We start from the raw sequence: 18888 nt of genomic DNA, 5'->3' as shown, positions 1-18888 counted from the left end.
GTGTCCCCTTCACCCTGACCCGTGCGCTCGCTTCCCGGCACCGCACGGGTCGTCCGATTACCAATAGACTGGCAAACACGAGTGATCACTCGCGTTTCTCAAGAATGCGAGCGACCTCTCGTGTTTGTCAATCGCGTTCAGAGAGCTGGGGACAAGTCGTGTCCGAGGAGACGCCGAAGGAACCGAAGCCGGTCCGCCGCCAGGCCCGCGGCGAACGACGCATCGCGCAGCTGCTCCAGGCCGCCGCGCGCGTCTTCTGCTCCCAGGGCTACACGGCCAGCAGCACCAACGCGATCGCCCGCGAGGCGCACGTGTCGCCCGGCACGCTCTACCAGTACTTCCCGAACAAGGAGGCCATCGCCCTCGAGCTGGGCGACCGGCTGCTCTCCCAGATGCGGGAGTATCACGGGCAGGCCTTCACTCCCGCGAACCTCGCCCTGCCGCTCCCGCGCCTCCTCGACGCCGTCCTCGACCCGCTGGTCGACTTCAACTGCCAGAACCCGGTCTTCCTCGCGCTCATGCACGGCTCCGAGATTCCGGGCCGGATCGCCGAGGAGCACGACGCCCTGCACGCCTCGCTGCTGGCCCGGGTCGGCGACCTGCTCGGCCACTACCTGCCGGACAGCGATCCCGCCGCCCGCACCCGGATCGCTGACATGACCTTCGCGATCGTGAAGTCCTCGCTGGCTCTGATCCTGGCCGCGCCGGAGGGACCGGAGCGGGACGCGATGGTCGCGGAGATGAAGACCGTGCTGCTGCGCTACCTCGACCCGGTCATCGGCGAGGCGCTCACCACGATTCCGAGCCCGTGACCTCGTCGGCGGGCCGCGCCCCGGCTCCCGCCCGTTCCCTCAGCCTGAGCGCGAGCAGCGGGAAGACGAGCACCGAGACCATCGCCGCGCCCACCAGGGCCGCCGCCTCGCCCGCCGTCATCGCCTTGTCGTCCACGCCGATGGTGGTGATGGCGACGACGAGCGGCAGCGCCGTGGAGCCGTAGAGCACCAGCCCGGTCCGGTCGGTCCGGCCGAGGTCGCGCGGCGCGAGGAGCCAGATCGGCCCGCCCCTGACCACCAGGAACAGCGCCAGGAAGAGCGGCAGGAGCAGTAGCGTACGACCGCCGGAGAGCAGCGAGTCGAGGTCGAACTCGATGCCGGTGACGACGAAGAAGACGGGCACGAGGAAGCCGAAGCCGACGCCCTCGACCTTCTCCAGGATCTGCGGCCCGGACTCCGGGGCCGCCCCGGTGAGCAGCAGCCTGGTGACGAGTCCGGCGGCGAACGCGCCGAGCAGCACGTCCAGTCCGAGCGCCTGCGAGGCGCCCAGCATCAGCGCGAGCAGCAGGAAGACGAAGCGGACCGCGAACTGGCCGCTGGTGTGCAGGGTCTTGGCGATGATCCGGGAGAACCACGGCGGGCGCGGACGCAGCGCCCAGAACACGGCGGCGGCGGTGAGCGCCGCGAAGACGGCGAGCAGGGCGGCCGACTCGCCCGGCCGGCGGCCGCTCAGGAGCAGCGCCATGGCGATGACCGGCCCGAACTCGCCGACGGCGCCGAAGGCCATGACCACCGTCCCGAAGCGGCCCTTCAGGTCGCCGGAGTCGCGCAGCACCGGCAGGACGGTGCCGAGGGCGGTGCTGGTGAGCGCCACGCCGACGAACACGCCCTTCTCGTAACCGCCGCCGATCAGCACGCCGGCGCCGAGGCCGAGCACGAGGGCGAGCAGCCAGGCCTGGACCGAGCGCCTGAGGGTGTCGCCGCGGACCTTGCCGAACTCGATCTCGTACCCGGCGAGGAAGATCAGCATGGTGAGACCGAGCTGCGAGAGCCCCTCGACCAGTTCGCTCGGCTCGGCCCAGCCGAGGACGTCCGGGCCGACGAGGATGCCGAGCAGGATCTCGAAGATGACGAGCGGTACGGGCAGCCGGCGGCCGACTCCGTAGGCGAGCAGCGGCGCCAGGACGGCGATCGCCATGATCAGGATCAGCGTGGTCCCCGAATGCGACATGTCCGGTATCTACCATGAGACCCACCCGGACACCGCCACGGACTCCTTCTGACGGCTTCCGCCCGCGCGACACCGGCGGGCCCTACTGGCATCCATACCCCCTAGGGGTATAGGGTGTGCTCGTACGGCCCACGGCCCCGCGACCGGCGGGACCCGCACCGCAGCACACACCCTCGAAGAGGAGAAACGTCATGACCGCCGAGACGAAGACCGGACTCACCACCGTCTACCAGGTCAAGGGCATGACCTGCGGACACTGCGAGGGCGCGGTCTCCAGCGAGATCTCCGAGATCGACGGCGTCTCCTCGGTCACCGCCGTCGCCGCCACCGGCAAGGTCACCGTGGTCTCCGCCGCCCCGCTCGACGAGGAGGCCGTCCGCGCCGCCGTCGACGAGGCCGGTTACGAGCTGGTCGGCCTCGCCTGAGCGAACCGCCCCCCGCAGCATCCCCGCAGGGCCGTACCGTGACTGTGTACGGCCCTGCTCTCGTTGGGAAACGCTGATGACCTCCACGATCACCGAGCTGACGATCGGCGGCATGACCTGCGCGTCCTGCGCGGCCCGCGTCGAGAAAAAGCTCAACCGGATGGACGGGGTGAGCGCGACCGTCAACTACGCGACGGAGAAGGCTCGCGTCGAACACCCTTCCGAGGTCGCGGTCGGCGATCTGATCGCCACCGTCGTCAGGACCGGCTACACCGCCGAGGAGCCCCCGCCGCCGGAACCGGAACCCGAGCCGGAGCCGGAGACCGCCGGGCAGGACACGGCCCGGGAGCGGGACCCCGAGCTCGCCGCGCTGCGGCAGCGGCTCACCGTCTCCGCCGTCCTCGCCCTGCCCGTCGTGCTCCTCGCCATGGTCCCGGCCCTGCAGTTCGCCAACTGGCAGTGGCTCTCGCTCACCCTCGCCGCACCCGTCGTCGTCTGGGGCGGGCTGCCCTTCCACCGGGCCACCTGGACCAACCTCAGGCACGGCGCCGCCACCATGGACACCCTCGTCTCCGTCGGCACCCTCGCCGCCTTCGGCTGGTCGCTGTGGGCGCTCTTCCTCGGCGACGCCGGCATGTCCGGCATGCGGCACGACTTCGACCTCACCGTCACCCGCGACCACGCCTCCGCCACCATCTATCTCGAGGTCGCCGCCGGAGTCGTCACCTTCATCCTCCTCGGCCGCTATCTGGAGGCCCGCGCCAAGCGCCGGGCCGGCGCCGCCCTGCACGCCCTGCTGCGGCTCGGCGCCAAGGACGTGGCCGTGCTCCGCGACGGAGCGGAGGTACGGATCCCGGTGGGCGCGCTCGCGGTCGGCGACCGCTTCGTCGTACGGCCCGGGGAGAAGATCGCCACCGACGGCACCGTCACCGACGGCGCCTCCGCCGTCGACGCGTCCATGCTCACCGGCGAGTCCCTGCCCGTCGACGTCGGGCCCGGCGCCCCGGTCACCGGCGGCTGCGTCAACACCTCCGGCCGGCTCGTCGTCGAGGCCACCCGGATCGGCGCCGACACCCAGCTGGCCCGGATGGCCCGGCTCGTCGAGGACGCCCAGAACGGCAAGGCCGACGTGCAGCGGCTCGCCGACCGGATCTCCGCCGTCTTCGTGCCCGTGGTGCTCCTGCTCGCCCTCGCCACGCTCGTCGGCCGGCTGCTCGCCACCAGCGACACCACCGCCGCCTTCACCGCCGCCGTGGCCGTGCTGATCATCGCCTGCCCGTGCGCCCTCGGCCTCGCCACCCCGACCGCCCTCATGGTCGGCACCGGCCGCGGCGCCCAGCTCGGCATCCTCATCAAGGGCCCCGAGGTCCTGGAGTCCACCCGGCGCGTCGACACCGTCGTGCTCGACAAGACCGGCACGGTCACCACCGGCCGGATGGAACTGACCGCCGTGCACGTGTACGGCGGCGCGTACGGGACCGGCGGCACCGACGAGGCCGAGCTGCTGCGCCTCGCGGGCGCCCTGGAGCACTCCTCCGAGCACCCGGTCGCCCGGGCCGTCGCGGCCGGCGCCGCCGCGAAGGTGGGCGAGCTGCCCGTACCGAAGTCCTTCGAGAACGTGCCGGGGCTCGGCGTACGCGGCTGGGTCGACGGCCATCTGGTGCTGGTCGGCCGGGCGGCCCTGCTCACGGCTGAGGAGATCCCGGTGCCCGCGGAGGCGGGCCCGGGCGTGGTGCACGTGGCCTGGGACGGGCGGGCCCGCGGCACGCTGACCGTCGCCGACGCGGTCAAGGACACCAGCGCCGAGGCGGTGGCCCGGCTGCGCGGCCTCGGGCTGCGGCCGGTGCTGCTCACCGGGGACGGCCGGGCCGTCGCCGAGCGGGTGGCGGCGGAGGTGGGCATCGAGGAGGTGATCGCCGAGGTGCTGCCCGAGGACAAGGTCGACGTGATCCGGCGCCTTCAGGCCGAGGGACGCACGGTGGCGATGGTCGGCGACGGCGTGAACGACGCCGCCGCCCTGGCCACGGCCGATCTGGGCCTGGCGATGGGCACCGGCACGGACGCGGCCATCGAGGCGAGCGACCTGACGCTGGTGCGCGGGGACCTGCGGGTCGCGGCGGACGCCATCCGGCTCTCCCGGCGGACCCTGTCGACGATCAAGGGCAATCTCGGCTGGGCCTTCGGCTACAACGTGGCCGCGCTGCCGCTCGCGGCGGCCGGACTGCTCAACCCGATGATCGCCGGGCTCGCGATGGCCTTTTCGTCCGTTTTCGTCGTGACCAACAGCCTGCGGCTGCGTCGCTTCACGTGAATTCACCTACACGTGATGCACAGGACCTTCACAAAGAGATCTAGATCACAGATATTTGGGGGTAACCATCTGGGCTGTTCGCGAGTCTAAGTGGGCGATGCCGAGAACGTCTTGGGGGACGTTCATGGGATGTCTTGGGGGACGTCCCAGGCAAGCGCGGCCGGGGCACGTGCACCGGGGAGCTTTGAGCGGCCCTCCCGTACGTACCCCGGCAGACCGCGCGAACGGACGCCCGGCCCGGATCCCGTGGGGGGAATCCGCACCGGGGACAGGGGAAGCGCCCCGCCCGTCGACCCGTGGGGGGATCGACGGCGGGGCGCTTCACCACTCGCCTGCGGGGCCTTCGCGGCCTGCGGTCAGCGGGACTCCACCGGGACGAAGTCGCGCTCGACGACACCGGTGTAGATCTGGCGCGGGCGGCCGATGCGGGAGCCCGGCTCCTTGATCATCTCGTGCCACTGGGCGATCCAGCCCGGAAGGCGGCCGAGGGCGAAGAGGACGGTGAACATCTCCGTCGGGAAGCCCATGGCGCGGTAGATCAGGCCCGTGTAGAAGTCCACGTTCGGGTAGAGGTTGCGCGAGACGAAGTAGTCGTCGGAGAGCGCGTGCTCCTCCAGCTTCAGGGCGATGTCCAGCAGCTCGTCGGACTTGCCGAGGGCCGACAGGACGTCGTGCGCCGCCGCCTTGATGATCTTGGCGCGCGGGTCGAAGGACTTGTACACCCGGTGGCCGAAGCCCATCAGGCGGACGCCGTCCTCCTTGTTCTTCACCTTGTTGATGAAGGAGTCGACGTCGCCGCCGTTGGCCTGGATGCCCTCGAGCATCTCCAGGACGGACTGGTTGGCGCCGCCGTGCAGCGGGCCCCACAGCGCCGAGATGCCGGCGGAGATCGAGGCGAACATGTTCGCCTGCGAGGAGCCGACCAGACGGACGGTGGAGGTCGAACAGTTCTGCTCGTGGTCCGCGTGCAGGATCAGCAGCTTGTCGAGCGCGGAGACCACGACCGGGTCGAGCTCGTACTCCTGGGCCGGCACCGAGAAGGTCATCCGCAGGAAGTTCTCGACGTAGCCGAGGTCGTTACGCGGGTAGACGAACGGGTGACCGATCGACTTCTTGTACGCGTACGCCGCGATCGTCGGCAGCTTCGCGAGCAGCCGGATCGTCGAGAGGTGCCGCTGCTTCTCGTCGAACGGGTTGTGGCTGTCCTGGTAGAACGTGGACAGCGCGGAGACCACCGAGGACAGCATCGCCATCGGGTGGGCGTCCCGCGGGAAGCCGCGGAAGAAGTTCTTGACGTCCTCGTGCAGCAGCGTGTGCTGGGTGATCTCGTTCTGGAAGGTCGTGAGCTCCTCCGCCTTCGGAAGCTCACCGTTGATCAGCAGGTACGCCACCTCCAGGAAGGTGGACTGCTCGGCCAGCTGCTCGATGGGGTAGCCGCGGTACCGCAGAATGCCCTGCTCGCCATCGAGGTAGGTGATGGCGGATTTATACGCGGCGGTGTTGCCGTAACCGCTGTCCAGCGTGACCAGACCGGTCTGGGCGCGGAGCTTCCCGATGTCGAAGCCCTTGTCGCCGACGGTGCTCTCGACCACCGGGTAGGTGTATTCACCGTCCGCGTACCGCAGTACTACAGAGTTGTCGCTCACGTCATCCCTCACCGACGTAGTGCCTCTTCTTCGAGGTGCCCTGACTGTCTCTACCATCCCCCATTTGGCTCAGGAGAGTGCACTCGGGGTCGACCATTGGGCCAATCGGCGGCACTCAGTGCCGCCAACCTGCTCATCCTGCCCCCTTCGCCCCGGTTCCGGAAGTCCTCCGTGATCTTTCACACCACAGTGGCCCCTGTGAGCCGATGGGCGAGTGAGGTAAAGCGGCGCCCGGCCGAAACCGTACGCACCGCCTGCGCGATCGCCCTGCGCGAGCCGACCAGGACCACGAGCTTCCTGGCGCGGGTGACGGCCGTGTACAGCAGATTCCGCTGGAGCATCGTCCAGGCGCTGGTCGTGACCGGGATCACCACCGCCGGATACTCGCTGCCTTGCGAACGGTGGATGGTCACAGCGTAGGCATGGGCGAGCTCGTCCAGCTCGTCGAAGTCGTACGGCACCTCCTCGTCCTCGTCCGTGCGCACGAGAAGCCGCTGCTCGACGGGGTCGAGGGCGGTCACGACACCCACCGTGCCGTTGAAGACGCCGTTGGCTCCCTTCTCGTAGTTGTTGCGGATCTGGGTCACCTTGTCGCCGACCCGGAAGACCCGGCCGCCGAACCGCTTCTCGGGCAGGTCCGGGCGGGCCGGGGTGATCGCCTGCTGGAGCAGACCGTTCAGCGAGCCGGCCCCGGCCGGGCCGCGGTGCATGGGCGCGAGGACCTGGACGTCCCGGCGCGGGTCGAGCCCGAACTTGGCCGGAATCCTCGGGGCGGCGACCTCCACGGCCACCCGCGCGGCGTCCTCGGTCTCCTCCTCGGCGAACAGGAAGAAGTCCGGCAGCCCGGTCGTCACGGGCGGAACGCCCGCGTTGATCCGGTGCGCGTTGGTGACCACCCCGGACTCCTGCGCCTGCCGGAAGATCCGGGTGAGCCGGACCGCCGGGACCGGGCTGCCCGGCGCCAGCAGATCGCCGAGGACCTCGCCCGCGCCGACCGACGGCAGCTGGTCCACGTCGCCGACGAGGAGCAGGTGGGCGCCCGGCGCCACCGCCTTCACCAGCTTGTTGGCCAGCAGCAGATCCAGCATCGAGGCCTCGTCGACCACCACCAGGTCGGCGTCGAGCGGCCGGTCCCGGTCGTAGGCGGCGTCACCGCCCGGCTTCAGCTCCAGCAGCCGGTGGACGGTCGACGCCTCGGCCCCGGTCAGCTCCGCGAGCCGCTTCGCGGCCCGCCCGGTGGGCGCGGCCAGCACCACCTTGGCCCGCTTGGCCCGGGCCAGCTCCACGATCGAGCGGACCGTGAACGACTTGCCGCACCCGGGGCCGCCGGTGAGCACGGCGACCTTACGGGTCAGGGCGAGGCGCACGGCCTCCTCCTGCTCCGGCGCGAGCGAGGCGCCGGTCCGGTCCGCGAGCCAGGCGAGCGCCTTGTCCCAGGCCACGTCCCGGAAGGCCGGCATCCGGTCCTCCTCGGCGCCGAGCAGCCGGCGCAGCTGCCCGGCCAGGGACAGCTCGGCGCGGTGGAACGGAATCAGGTACACCGCCGTCACCGGCAGCCCCTCGGGGCCCGGCACCTTCTCCCGTACGACCCCTTCCGGGTCCTCGGCCAGCTCACCGAGGCAGTCGATGACCAGCCCCGTGTCCACCTGGAGCAGCTTCACCGCGTCGGAGATGAGCCGCTCCTCCGGCAGGAAGCAGTGGCCCTGGTCGCTGGACTGCGACAGCGCGTACCGCAGCCCGGCTCTGACCCGGTCGGGACTGTCGTGCGGGATGCCGACGGCCCGGGCGATCCGGTCGGCGGTGAGGAAGCCGATGCCCCAGACGTCGGCGGCGAGGCGGTAGGGCTGGTGGCGCACGACGGAGATCGAGGCGTCCCCGTACTGCTTGTAGATCCGCACCGCGACGGAGGTGGACACGTCCACGCCCTGCAGGAAGACCATCACCTCCTTGATCGCCTTCTGCTCCTCCCAGGCCGCGCCGATCAGCCTGGTCCGCTTCGGCCCGAGGCCCGGCACCTCGATGAGCCGCTTCGGCTCGGTCTCGATGACGTCGAGAGTGTCCGTGCCGAAGTGGTCGACGATGCGCTCGGCGATACGGGGACCGATGCCCTTGATGAGACCGGAACCGAGATAGCGGCGGATGCCCTGGACGGTGGCCGGCAGGACGGTCGTGTAGTTCTCGATGGTGAACTGCCGCCCGTACTGCGGATGGGAGCCCCAGCGGCCCTCCATCCGCAGACACTCCCCCGGCTGGGCACCGAGCAGCGACCCGACGACCGTGAGGAGATCACCGGCGCCACGGCCGGTGTCGACACGGGCGACGGTGTACCCGTTCTCCTCGTTGGCGTAGGTGATCCGCTCCAGGACCCCTTCGACCACTGCGAGATTGGACATGATCCGACGGTAGCGAAGCGCTCGGACAGTCCGGCAGCCCTGTGGACAACCGCCTGTGGACGACGCGCCGCGGGCGGCCGGCGACCCGTCGCACCAGGACCGAACTCCGGCCCGCTTTCTTTGCGTTGCACCTGAAAACGATCACATGACAGCATGTGGCGGTGAGTAACAACGGGGATGACATACCTGAGGCGCCTGGCGTCTTCAGGCTGAGTGACCTGGCCGGAGACGCCACGGACACCCGCGACAGCGCCACGGACACCGGGGCCCGCACCACCACGCAATCCGCCGCCGACACCGACGCCGCCGCCGACACGGACACGGACACCGACACCGACACCGACACGGAGGGGTTCGCCGAGCTGCTCGCTCTGTTCCGCAGCACCGCCGTTCTCGTGCCGCTGGACCCGTTCGGCAGCCTGTGGACCGCCGAGCAGAACGGCGTGCGCTGGATCTGCGCCTTCTCCGACGAGGCCACCCTCGCCCGGTTCGCGTACGCACAGCAGGACGCGGGCCGCCCTTGGGAGTACCGGACGGTCCTCGGATCACGGCTGCTGGACGAGATGGTGCCCATGCTGCCCGTCCCGGCCGGCGTGGCCCTCGACGCAGGCAGCCCCGACGGCATGCTGTTCCCGCCCGTCAGAGGCGTCGTCCCCGACGCGGCGGCTGTCGATCTCGGTTCCGGAACCCAGGGGGGCGCACGATGAGCGGAAACGAACCATATCTGGAAGCGCCCACATGGGCGCTCGTGGAGATCGCGCAGGGCATCGACCTGGCCCACTCGGAGCTGAAGGACCTCGGCATGACCGGCGAGGCGTCGGTCGGCCGCGGATTCTCCGAACTCGCCCTGTCCGGCCTTGAACTGGGCTACGAAGAGCTGGCCTCCGAGTTCGAGACCTTTTGCAACCGCTGGGAGTGGGGCGTTCGCGCGCTCACCCTCAGAGGGAACGCCTTCGCCCAGGGCGTGGGCCTGTCGGCGGGCTCGTTCGCCGAGCAGGAGCAGTACATCAAGGACTCGTTCAAGATCGGCGTCAACTCGCTCAACGGCAACCCGCACCTGTCCGAGGACGAGGTCAAGCAGATGCGCTGGGACACCATCCGTGACCAGCACACCTGGGACGACCCCGACTGGAGCAGGGACTCCTTCTCCAAGGCCCACGAAGAGGTCAAGCAGACCTGGAAGAACACCACGTACGACGTCATGGACGCGCAGCTCGACTCCATGGAGCGTTCCGGCCTGGTGGACCCCGCCGTGCGGGACGTCATGGACGAGCGCCTGAAGAGGGATCTCGGCCCGGACCAGGCCACCGTCGAACAGGCTGAACAGCCGCGCTGGGGGGAGCAGCGCCGGTGAGCGGCTTCGGGGGACTCGGCGATCTCGTCGACAAGGGAGTCGACCTCTGGGACAAGGGAGTCGACAAGGGCAAGGAGATCGTCGGCGAAGGCGTCGACTACGTCACCGACAAGGCAGGGCAGGGCCTACGGCACTACGGCTACGACTCGGTGGCCGAGGCCGTCGAGGACTGGGGTGACGACACCGCGTCCTCGCTGGGCGCGGAGGTGCACGAGAAGCAGCTCGGGGAGACCGAGGAGCCGGACGAGCTGATTCACGGCAAGCCGGACCGGATCGCCTCGACCGTGAAGAACCTGAAGGACTTCCAGAAGGCCTTCGACCTGGTCGGCTCGGGAATGAAGCAGCTCGACTCCGCCCACTGGCAGGGCGAGGCCGCCAACGCCTTCCGGGAGAAGTTCCAGACCCTGCCGCTGGACTGGCTGCGCGCGGCCGACGCGCTCGGTGACGCGGCGCGTGCCCTGGACACGTACGCGAAGACGGTCACCAGCGCCCAGAGCAAGGCCCGTGAGGCGATCGCCCTCTACAAGGAGGCCAGGGCGGACTACGAGCGGGCCGCCGAGACCTACAAGAACAAGGCCAAGGCCTACGACGACGCCCGCGACAGCGCCCATCCGCTGCCCGATCCCGGCGACTTCGTCGACCCGAGCACGGAGAAGCGCCGCAGGGCCCTCGACATCCTGGCCGATGCTCGCAAGGCGCGCAACGACGCGGGCGCGGCGGCCAAGGCCGCGGTCCGGGCGGCCATGGCCCATGCGCCGAAGGAGCCGACCGGCCGGGACAAACTGAAGTACGAACTGATGGACCACGGCCTGGCCCAGGGCTTCGAGCTGGCCCATTTCGGGGGCGGCATCGTCAAGGGCACGGCCGGTCTGATCAACTTCGTGCGTTCGGTGAATCCGCTCGACGCGTACAACCTCACGCACCCCGCCGAGTACTACAAGGGCATCAACATGACGCTCGCGGGGCTGGCCTCCACGGCCGCCAACCCCGACAGGGCACTGAAGAACGCCTGGGAATCCGCCAAGGGCGACCCGTCCGAGTTCTTCGGACGGCTCGTGCCGGAACTCATCGGCACCAAGGGGGGAGGCCTGGCCCGCGGCGGGCTCCGTGCCGGACTGCGGGATCTGAGGAAGGGACTCGACGACGCCAGGCCGGGCCGGCTCCCTCACCACGAGCTGGACGGTCTGACCAGCCGCGGTTCCGGAGGCGAGATGCCCTCCCCTGACGAGGTGAAGCGAGCCGTCATGGAGAGCAAGCCGGAGATCATCACCGACCGGAAATGGCCCGACGACGACGGGCGCTACTACGCGAGCCGGGTCCTGAAGGGCGGCCGTCCGGACGGCGAGCAGGTGCTCGCCGGACATGGCTACCTGGAGCGCTACGCGGGCGAGACGGTCGTTCCCGAAGGGACGTCGATCTCGTTCTACGTGCCCCACGGCGAGCGGATCCCAGGCCTCAACGGCGTCTCCGTCGAGGGCGGTTCCTATCCGGGCGGCGGGTACGTCGAGACGTTCGGCCCGGGCGAGCGCATCCCCGACTACACCCTCGCACCGCCGGAGCCGAAGGGCCCCGGCGGATTCACCGTGTACGAGAATTCGACGACGGTGGCGAAGCGTACGTCGCTGAGTGAACTCCTCAAGGAGAACATGGGCAACGTGCACTGGGCGGCGTGCCGGGAGCTCGAGTGACGGGGCAGGGCACGGTGACCGGCGTGACGCGACGGATAATGGCCAGGACGCCCCCGGAGTACGGTCCGGGGGCCACGGAGACGCGGCAAGGGAAGGGCGTAGTGGACGCGGAGCGGCAGGACGGCGCGCGGTGGACCCTCACATCGGTCGCGCTCGTGGTGCGAGGGCCCGAGCTCGACCCGGAGGCGCTGACCGCGCGGCTGGGCCTCGAGCCGACCGGGACGCGGCCGCCGGGGCCGAGCCGTTGGGGCCGCCCGGGCGACGTCGACGGGGAATGGCGGCTGCAGTGCGACGAGCGCACCGCGCGGGCCTTCGCGGCGCAGCTGGACACGGTCCTCGCGGCAGCCGAACCGCACCGCGAGTCGTGGCGGGCCCTGACGGCCGAGGGCCTGTCCGTCTCCCTCGTCGTCAGGGGCTACGTGGACAACGACGCGCAGCTCGCCCTGAGCGTCGCGCAGATGCGGCGGGTGGCGGACCTCGGCCTGCCGCTCACCCTGACGCCCAGCACGAGCGAAAGGTGAACGCCATGTGGACCTCGATCACCACGTCCCTCGCCGTCACCGGGGCCGGTCTGGACGCCACGGCCGTCGAGCGCTCGCTCGCCTTCGCCCGGGCCGCGGCGGACCGGCCCGGCGTGTCGGTCCATCAGGGTCCGGGCTGGTGGGCGCTCACCGTCGACGAGCGGTGCTCCGCCGACCCGGGCGAGCAGATCGCGGCCTTCGCCGATCTCGTCTCGCCCCACCTCGACTCGATCGGCGCGCTGATCGGCCTCGGCTGCCACGCCCAGGTGGCCGTGTCCGGGACGGTGGGCACAGGCCCCGCCGCGCTGACGGTGTCGCCGGAGTCCGCCGCCCGGCTCGCCTCCCTCGCCCTGCCGGTCTCCTTCACGACCCTGCTCCCCGACAACACGCCGGCGGAGGATCCGCTGGACTGGCTCGGCTGAGGCCTCGGCGGACGCCACGCCATGAGGCCGGAGGCCGGCCGCCGCACGGTTCACGGGCCGTGCGGCGGCCCCACGGCGGCCGATTCACACCTCCAGGAAAGCCCGCACCGTTTCCTCCAGGACCTCGACGCCGTCTCGCGCCCAGAGCGTGTCGTTGAAGAGCTCGACCTCCACCGGGCCCGTGTAGCCCGCCGTGTCGAGGAGGGTGGTCCAGGACGGGAGGTCGATCGTGCCCGTGCCCAGTTGGGCGCGGCCGTTGAGGACGCCGGCGGGGAGCGGGGTGGTCCAGTCGGCGAGCTGGAAGGAGTGGATCCGGCCCGCGGCGCCGGCGCGGGACACGGCGGACGGGGCGCGGTCGTCCCACCAGAGGTGGTAGGTGTCGACGACCACGCCCACCTGGTCCGGCGGGAAGCGTTCGGCGATCTCCAGGGCCTGGTCGAGGGTGGAGACCGCACAGCGGTCGGCGGCGTACATGGGGTGGAGCGGCTCGACGGCGAGGCGGACGCCGCGGTCGGCCGCGTACGGGGCGAGGACGCCGACGGCGTCGGCGATGCGGGCCCGGGCGGCGGGCAGGTCACGGCTGCCGGCGGGCAGGCCCCCGGAGACGAGGACGAGGGTGTCGGTGCCGAGGGCCACGCACTCGTCGATCGCCGCGCGGTTGGCGGCCTGCCAGCCCTCCGTGGTGAAGAAGCCGCCACGGCACAGGGTGGTGACGGTGAGGCCCGCGTCCCGCACCAGCGCGGCCGTGGCCTCGATCCCGTACTCCCGTACCGGTTCGCGCCACAGGCCGATGCCCGGGATGCCGAGCCGGACGCACTGGGCGACGAGTTCGGGCAGCGGGAGCTGCTTCACCGTCATCTGGTTGATGCTGAGGCGTTCGAGGTTCACCGCGGCACTCCGTACACCGTGAGCAGGGATCGCATCCGCGCCTCGGCGAGCTCCGGGTCGGGGAACAGGCCGAGGCCGTCGGCGAGTTCGTACGCCCGGGCGAGGTGCGGGAGCGAGCGGGCGGACTGGAGGCCGCCGACCATCGCGAAGTGGTCCTGGTGGCCGGCCAGCCAGGCGAGGAACACCACGCCGGTCTTGTAGAAGCGGGTCGGCGCCCGGAAGAGGTGGCGGGACAGCTCGACGGTGGGGTCCAGGAGCGTGCGGAAGCCCGCCGTGTCGCCGGTGTCGAGGACCCGGACGGCCTCGGCGGCCAGCGGGCCGAGCGGGTCGAAGATGCCCAGCAGCGCGTGGCTGAAGCCGTGCTCGTCGCCCGCGATCAGCTCCGGGTAGTGGAAGTCGTCGCCGGTGTAGCAGCGGACGCCCTCGGGCAGGCGACGGCGCAGCGCGACCTCGCGGCCCGCGTCGAGGAGGGAGATCTTGACGCCGTCGACCTTGTCGGGGTGGGCGGCGACGACCTCCAGGAAGGTCTCGGTGGCCGCGTCGAGGTCCGGCGAACCCCAGTAGCCCTCGAGCGCCGGGTCGAACATCGGGCCGAGCCAGTGCAGGATCACCGGCTCGGCCGCCTGCCGCAGCAGATGGCCGTAGACGTCGAGGTAGTCCTCGGGTCCCCGGCCCGCCGCCGCGAGCGCGCGCGAGGCCATCAGGATCGCCTGGCCGCCACCCGACTCCTCGACGACGGCGAGCTGTTCCTCGTAGGCCGTGCGGATCCGGGCGAGGGAGGCGGGGCCGGTGAGCTGGTCCGTACCGACGCCGCACGCGATCCGGCCGCCGACCGCCCTGGCCTCCGCGGCGCTGCGGCGGATCAGCTCGGCGGCTCCGGCCCAGTCGAGGCCCATTCCGCGCTGCGCGGTGTCCATGGCCTCGGCGACGCCGAGGCCGTGCGACCACAGGTGACGGCGGAAGGCGAGGGTCGCGTCCCAGTCGACGGCGGCGGGCGCGTCGGGTGTGGTGTCGGCGTACGGGTCGGCGACGACGTGCGCGGCGGAGAAGACCGTACGGGAGAGCAGCGGGCCGCCCGCCGAGAGCCCGGACGGACGCGGTTCACCGCCCGCCGAGAGCCCGGGCGGGCGCGGTTCACCGCTCGCCAAGAGCCCGGGCGGCTGCGTGCGCGGCTCGTACGGACGGAGTTCGCCGTCCTCCTGGGGCAGGCGGATCACAGCGTCACCTCCGGGACCTCGAGCCGGCGGCCCTCGGCGGCCGAGCGCAGGCCGAGTTCGGCGAGCTGGACGCCGCGCGCGCCGGCGAGCAGGTCCCAGTGGTAGGGCTCGCCGAGGACGACATGGCGCAGGAACAGCTCCCACTGGGCCTTGAAGCCGTTGTCGAACGTGGCGTTGTCGGGAACCTCCTGCCACTGGTCGCGGAAGGACTCGGTCGCCGGGATGTCCGGGTTCCAGACCGGCTTGGGCGTGGCGGAGCGGTGCTGGACGCGGCAGTGGCGCAGGCCGGCGACGGCGGAGCCCTCGGTTCCGTCGACCTGGAACTCGACGAGTTCGTCGCGGTGGACGCGGACCGCCCAGGAGGAGTTGATCTGGGCGACGGCGCCGCCGGCCAGCTCGAAGATGCCGTACGCGGCGTCGTCGGCGGTCGCCTCGTACGGCTTGCCCCGCTCGTCCCAGCGGCGCGGGACGTGGGTGGTGACATGGGCGGTGACGGAGGTGACCCGGCCGAAGAGCTCGTGGAGCACGTACTCCCAGTGCGGGAACATGTCGACGACGATGCCGCCGCCGTCCTCCGCGCGGTAGTTCCAGCTCGGGCGCTGGGCCTCCTGCCAGTCGCCCTCGAAGACCCAGTAGCCGAACTCGCCGCGCACGGACAGGATCACGCCGAAGAAGCCGCCGTCGATCAGCCGCTTCAGCTTGCGCAGGCCCGGCAGGAACAGCTTGTCCTGGACGACGCCGTGGCGGACGCCCTTCGCCTCGGCGAGCCGGGCGAGTCCGAGGGCGCCGGCGAGGTCGGCGGCGGTGGGCTTCTCGGTGTAGACGTGCTTGCCCGCGGCGATCGCCTTGGTGATCGCGTCGACGCGGGCGGAGGTGACCTGGGCGTCGAAGTAGACCTCGACGGTGTCGTCGGCGAGGACGGCGTCGAGGTCGGTGGACCACTCGGTGAGGCCGTGGCGCTCGGCGAGGGCGCGCAGGGCGGGCTCGCGGCGGCCGACGAGGACGGGCTCGGGCCACAGCGTGGCGCCGTCGCCGAGGTCGAGGCCGCCCTGGTCGCGCAGGGCGAGGATCGAGCGGACGAGGTGCTGGCGGTAGCCCATGCGTCCGGTGACGCCGTTCATGGCGATGCGGACCGTTCTGCGTGTCACGAAGGTGTTCCTCTCCCGGCGGGCCGTGCTTCCCGGTGCGGCCGGCGCGCCGCGCCATGGAGACGTGGAGACCGGGCGGGCACGGCGGCGCGGCGCTCGGCGGTGTACGCACCGGCGCACGATGGAAAGCGCTTTCTATCGGGCAGGACGCTAGCCTGCCGACATCACCGCCGACAAGGGCCCTGGAGGTACGTACGCGATGACCGTCACCCTGGCGGACGTGGCAGCCCGCGCACGGGTCTCCCCCGCGACCGTCTCCCGCGTCCTGAACGGCAACTACCCGGTCGCCGCCGCCACCCGGGAACGGGTCATGCGCGCGGTCGACGAGCTGGACTACGTACCGAACGGGCCCGCGAGCTCGCTCGCCGCCGCCACCTCCGACCTGGTCGGCATCCTCGTCAACGACATCGCCGACCCCTTCTTCGGGATCATGGCCGGCGCGGCGCAGAGCGCGATCGGCGAGAGCGGGGCCGGGCGCGCGGGCGGCGAGAAGCTGGCCGTGGTCTGCAACACCGGCGGCTCGCCCGAGCGCGAACTCACCTATCTGACCCTGCTGCAGCGGCAGCGGGCCGCGGCCGTCATCCTCACCGGCGGCTCCCTGGAGGACGAGGAGCACCTGGCGGCGGTGACGGCGAAGCTGGCCCGGCTCGCGGACGCGGGCACGCGGGTGGTGCTGTGCGGGCGGCCCCCGCTCGGCGGCGACGCGGGCGTCGCGGCCACCCTCGCCTTCGACAACCGGGCCGGGTCGCGCCGGCTCACGGAGCACCTGCTGTCGCTCGGGCACCGGCGGATCGGTTACGTGGCGGGGCCGGCCGACCGTACGACGACCCGGCACCGGCTGGAGGGCCACCGGGACGCGCTGCGGGCGGCGGACGTGGCGGAGGGCCCCACGGTCCACGGCCCGTACGACCGTGCGTCCGGCTACGACGCCACCGGCGAGCTCCTGCGCCTCGACCCCGGTCTGACGGCGGTCGTCGCCGCCAACGACACGGTCGCGCTGGGCGTCTGCGCGGCGCTGCGCGACCGCGGCCTGGGCATTCCCGGCGACGTCTCGGTGGCCGGCTTCGACGACCTGCCCTTCTCGGTCGACGCGGTGCCCGCGCTGACCACCGTACGGCTGCCGCTGCACGAGGCGGGGGCGCGGGCGGGGCGGCTCGCGCTGGGCACGGAGGAGGCGCCGCCGGGCGGTCTGGCGACGGTCCCGGCGGAGGTGGTCGTCCGCGGCTCGACGGCGGGCCCGCGCGTCGGCTGACGTGGGGTCAGCGGGGGCCGCGGGTTCCCTCCTGCGCGGCCGGTCCCGGTGCGCGGGTGCCGGGCGTCAAGCGGGTCGTGCGGCGGTGTCCAGGCCGGTCGCGGCGAGGACCGCGGTCACGGTCTCCTCGACCGTCTGCTCCGCGTTGTCGATCCAGACGCCCTCGCCGGCCAGCTCCTCGCGCATCGCCTCGTCCAGGAAGGCCCAGTTGGTCGTCAGGCGCTTGTGGCGGGCGTTGTTGCGTTCCCAGGCCTTGTCCGGGCCCGGGGCCAGGATCACCAGGTGGAGCGCCGTCGTGACGTGGGCGCGGTAGAAGTCGAGGTGGGAGCGGCGGACCACCACGTCGTCGAGCACGGGCAGGAAGCCGGCCGTGGCGAAACTGTCCGCCAGCAGGCAGCCGTTGCGGGCGCGCAGCAGGATCTGGCGGTCCGCCTCGGGGTCGCCGTCCGGGCTGGGCCAGTGGCCGCCCTGGACGATCAGCTCCTGGAGGTGGTCGACCTCGATGTGCGCGGCCCGGTCGAACCGGGCCGCGAGGGCTGCCGCCACGGTGCTCTTGCCGCTGCCGGGGATGCCGGCGAGGAGGACGGCGGCCGGGGCGGGTTCGGCGGTGTCGACGGTGATGTTCTCGAAGGTCATGCACGCTCGTTCACTGCGAGAGGGACGGGGCCGGACGGCACCGTATCCGTTTCCACGGCCCGCCGCCTCCCGATATTCAGCGAGGTCAGCGCCACTCCGCCGACGAGCAGGGCGGCCGCGCACCAGCGCAGCGGGCTCACCGGCTCGCCGAGGACGAGGGCGGCCGAGGAGGTGCCGAAGACCGGGACGAGGAGCGAGAACGGGGCCACCGAGGAGGCCGGGTGGCGGCGCAGCAGCCAGCCCCAGGCGCCGAAGCCGAAGACGGTGGCGATCCAGGCCACGTAGACGATGACGCCGGCGCCGGCCCAGTCGAGGCCGCGCAGCGCCGCCAGGTCCCGCTCGGGTCCTTCGACGAGCAGCGAGAGCCCGATCAGCGGCAGGACGGGCACGGTGCTGACCCAGACCATGAAGTTGAGCGGGTCCGGCGGTGCGGCCTTGCGGGTGAGGACGTTGGAGACGCCCCAGCAGACGGCGGCGCAGATCACCAGCGCGAAGCCGGTCATGGAGCCCGAGGCGCCCTCGTCGAGGGCGGCGACGCCGATGCCGGCGAGGGCGACGGCCATGCCGAGCAGCTTCGTGCGGCCGGGGCGCTCGCCGAGGGCGACGAAGGCGAACAGCGCGGTGAAGACGGCCTGGACCTGCAGGACGAGGGAGGACAGACCGGCCGGGGCGCCGAGGCTCATGCCGGTGAAGAGCAGACCGAACTTCGCCACGCCGAGCGCGATCCCTACGCCCACGATCCACTTCCAGGCGACCTTGGGACGGCCGACGAGGAAGACGGCGGGCAGGGCGGCGACGAGGAAGCGGAGGGCGGAGAAGAGCAGCGGCGGGAAGTGGTCGAGGCCGATCTCGATGACGACGAAGTTGACTCCCCAGAGGGCGGCGATCAGGGCGGCGAGGGCGACGTGGGCGGGGCGCATACGGACGAGGATCGCCTCGCCGGACCGTGTAGCACCAGCACGGATTCCTTCATGGTTGGATGA

17 protein-coding genes are annotated in these 18888 nt (G+C 71.7%); 9 read left to right on the top strand and 8 right to left on the bottom strand.

Annotation, left to right across the window (positions count from 1 at the left end; genetic code table 11):
• The first annotated feature begins 158 nt into the window (after positions 1-158).
• Positions 159-812 carry a TetR/AcrR family transcriptional regulator gene (locus ACIGO8_RS26000; protein ID WP_399735290.1) on the top strand — a complete coding sequence of 218 codons (654 nt, stop codon included), beginning with the start codon at positions 159-161 and terminating at the stop codon, positions 810-812.
• On the opposite strand, the gene ACIGO8_RS25995 is transcribed toward ACIGO8_RS26000, so the two are convergent.
• A complete protein-coding gene (locus ACIGO8_RS25995) occupies positions 790-2004 on the bottom strand; it encodes a cation:proton antiporter (RefSeq protein ID WP_399735287.1) in 1215 nt (404 codons plus the stop codon). The two genes, ACIGO8_RS26000 and ACIGO8_RS25995, sit on opposite strands and share 23 nt — an antisense overlap.
• Positions 2005-2195: 191 nt before the next feature.
• Here ACIGO8_RS25995 and ACIGO8_RS25990 point away from each other — a divergent pair, with 191 nt between their 5' ends.
• The gene (locus ACIGO8_RS25990) at positions 2196-2429 is read left to right on the top strand and encodes a heavy-metal-associated domain-containing protein (protein ID WP_399735284.1); all 234 of its coding nucleotides are present in this window, start codon (positions 2196-2198) and stop codon (positions 2427-2429) included.
• A 76-nt stretch (positions 2430-2505) separates the two neighbouring features.
• A complete protein-coding gene (locus ACIGO8_RS25985) occupies positions 2506-4740 on the top strand; it encodes a heavy metal translocating P-type ATPase (RefSeq protein WP_399735281.1) in 2235 nt (744 codons plus the stop codon).
• Between the two features lie 356 nt (positions 4741-5096).
• Here ACIGO8_RS25985 and ACIGO8_RS25980 read toward each other — a convergent pair whose 3' ends face one another.
• Together ACIGO8_RS25980 and ACIGO8_RS25975 are read right to left on the bottom strand one after the other, a co-directional pair.
• Positions 5097-6386, bottom strand: a complete 1290-nt coding sequence (locus ACIGO8_RS25980; protein WP_399735277.1) for a citrate synthase — start codon at positions 6384-6386, stop codon at positions 5097-5099.
• A gap of 179 nt (positions 6387-6565) precedes the next feature.
• Complete coding sequence (locus ACIGO8_RS25975; protein ID WP_399735274.1) at positions 6566-8779, bottom strand: ATP-dependent RecD-like DNA helicase; 2214 nt, start codon at positions 8777-8779, stop codon at positions 6566-6568.
• A 161-nt stretch (positions 8780-8940) separates the two neighbouring features.
• On the opposite strand from ACIGO8_RS25975, the gene ACIGO8_RS25970 reads away from it, so the two are divergent.
• The 5 genes from ACIGO8_RS25970 (at position 8941) to ACIGO8_RS25950 (ending at position 12764) form a co-directional block, all read left to right on the top strand.
• Complete coding sequence (locus ACIGO8_RS25970; RefSeq protein ID WP_399735271.1) at positions 8941-9486, top strand: SseB family protein; 546 nt, start codon at positions 8941-8943, stop codon at positions 9484-9486.
• The gene (locus tag ACIGO8_RS25965; RefSeq protein ID WP_399735268.1) at positions 9483-10133 is read left to right on the top strand and encodes a hypothetical protein; all 651 of its coding nucleotides are present in this window, start codon (positions 9483-9485) and stop codon (positions 10131-10133) included. The genes ACIGO8_RS25970 and ACIGO8_RS25965 overlap by 4 nt, the downstream gene beginning before the upstream one ends.
• Positions 10130-11821 (top strand): WXG100 family type VII secretion target, encoded by a 1692-nt coding sequence (locus ACIGO8_RS25960; protein WP_399735265.1) that lies wholly within the window; start codon positions 10130-10132, stop codon positions 11819-11821. Before ACIGO8_RS25965 ends, ACIGO8_RS25960 begins: the two co-directional genes overlap by 4 nt.
• Positions 11822-11922: 101 nt before the next feature.
• Positions 11923-12342 carry a DUF4279 domain-containing protein gene (locus ACIGO8_RS25955; RefSeq protein ID WP_399735263.1) on the top strand — a complete coding sequence of 140 codons (420 nt, stop codon included), beginning with the start codon at positions 11923-11925 and terminating at the stop codon, positions 12340-12342.
• 5 nt (positions 12343-12347) lie between these two features.
• Positions 12348-12764: a hypothetical protein gene (locus ACIGO8_RS25950; RefSeq protein WP_399735261.1), complete on the top strand. Its 417-nt coding sequence runs from the start codon at positions 12348-12350 to the stop codon at positions 12762-12764.
• Positions 12765-12848: 84 nt separating this feature from the next.
• Here the strand turns inward: ACIGO8_RS25950 and ACIGO8_RS25945 are convergent, their stop codons facing one another.
• The 3 genes from ACIGO8_RS25945 to ACIGO8_RS25935 are packed head-to-tail and all read right to left on the bottom strand — an operon-like array spanning position 12849 to position 16017.
• On the bottom strand, positions 12849-13622 hold the full coding sequence (locus tag ACIGO8_RS25945) for a sugar phosphate isomerase/epimerase family protein (RefSeq protein WP_399735819.1): 774 nt from the start codon (positions 13620-13622) through the stop codon (positions 12849-12851).
• A gap of 26 nt (positions 13623-13648) precedes the next feature.
• Complete coding sequence (locus ACIGO8_RS25940) at positions 13649-14869, bottom strand: dihydrodipicolinate synthase family protein (protein WP_399735258.1); 1221 nt, start codon at positions 14867-14869, stop codon at positions 13649-13651.
• The gene (locus ACIGO8_RS25935) at positions 14866-16017 is read right to left on the bottom strand and encodes a Gfo/Idh/MocA family protein (RefSeq protein ID WP_399735255.1); all 1152 of its coding nucleotides are present in this window, start codon (positions 16015-16017) and stop codon (positions 14866-14868) included. The genes ACIGO8_RS25940 and ACIGO8_RS25935 overlap by 4 nt, the downstream gene beginning before the upstream one ends.
• Positions 16018-16216: 199 nt before the next feature.
• On the opposite strand from ACIGO8_RS25935, the gene ACIGO8_RS25930 reads away from it, so the two are divergent.
• Positions 16217-17269: a LacI family DNA-binding transcriptional regulator gene (locus ACIGO8_RS25930; protein WP_399735252.1), complete on the top strand. Its 1053-nt coding sequence runs from the start codon at positions 16217-16219 to the stop codon at positions 17267-17269.
• 66 nt (positions 17270-17335) lie between these two features.
• Here ACIGO8_RS25930 and ACIGO8_RS25925 read toward each other — a convergent pair whose 3' ends face one another.
• On the bottom strand, positions 17336-17905 hold the full coding sequence (locus tag ACIGO8_RS25925) for a zeta toxin family protein (RefSeq protein WP_399735250.1): 570 nt from the start codon (positions 17903-17905) through the stop codon (positions 17336-17338).
• Entirely contained in the window at positions 17902-18825 is a 924-nt protein-coding gene (locus tag ACIGO8_RS25920; RefSeq protein ID WP_399735247.1) for an EamA family transporter, read from the bottom strand. Before ACIGO8_RS25920 ends, ACIGO8_RS25925 begins: the two co-directional genes overlap by 4 nt.
• Positions 18826-18888 lie beyond the last annotated feature (63 nt).

The sequence above is a fragment of the Streptomyces sp. NPDC053493 genome, from assembly GCF_044544825.1.
In the GTDB taxonomy this organism is placed as follows: domain Bacteria; phylum Actinomycetota; class Actinomycetes; order Streptomycetales; family Streptomycetaceae; genus Streptomyces.
The sequence above is the reverse complement of the archived record's forward strand: the minus strand, read 5'-3'. Positions and strand labels throughout refer to the sequence as shown.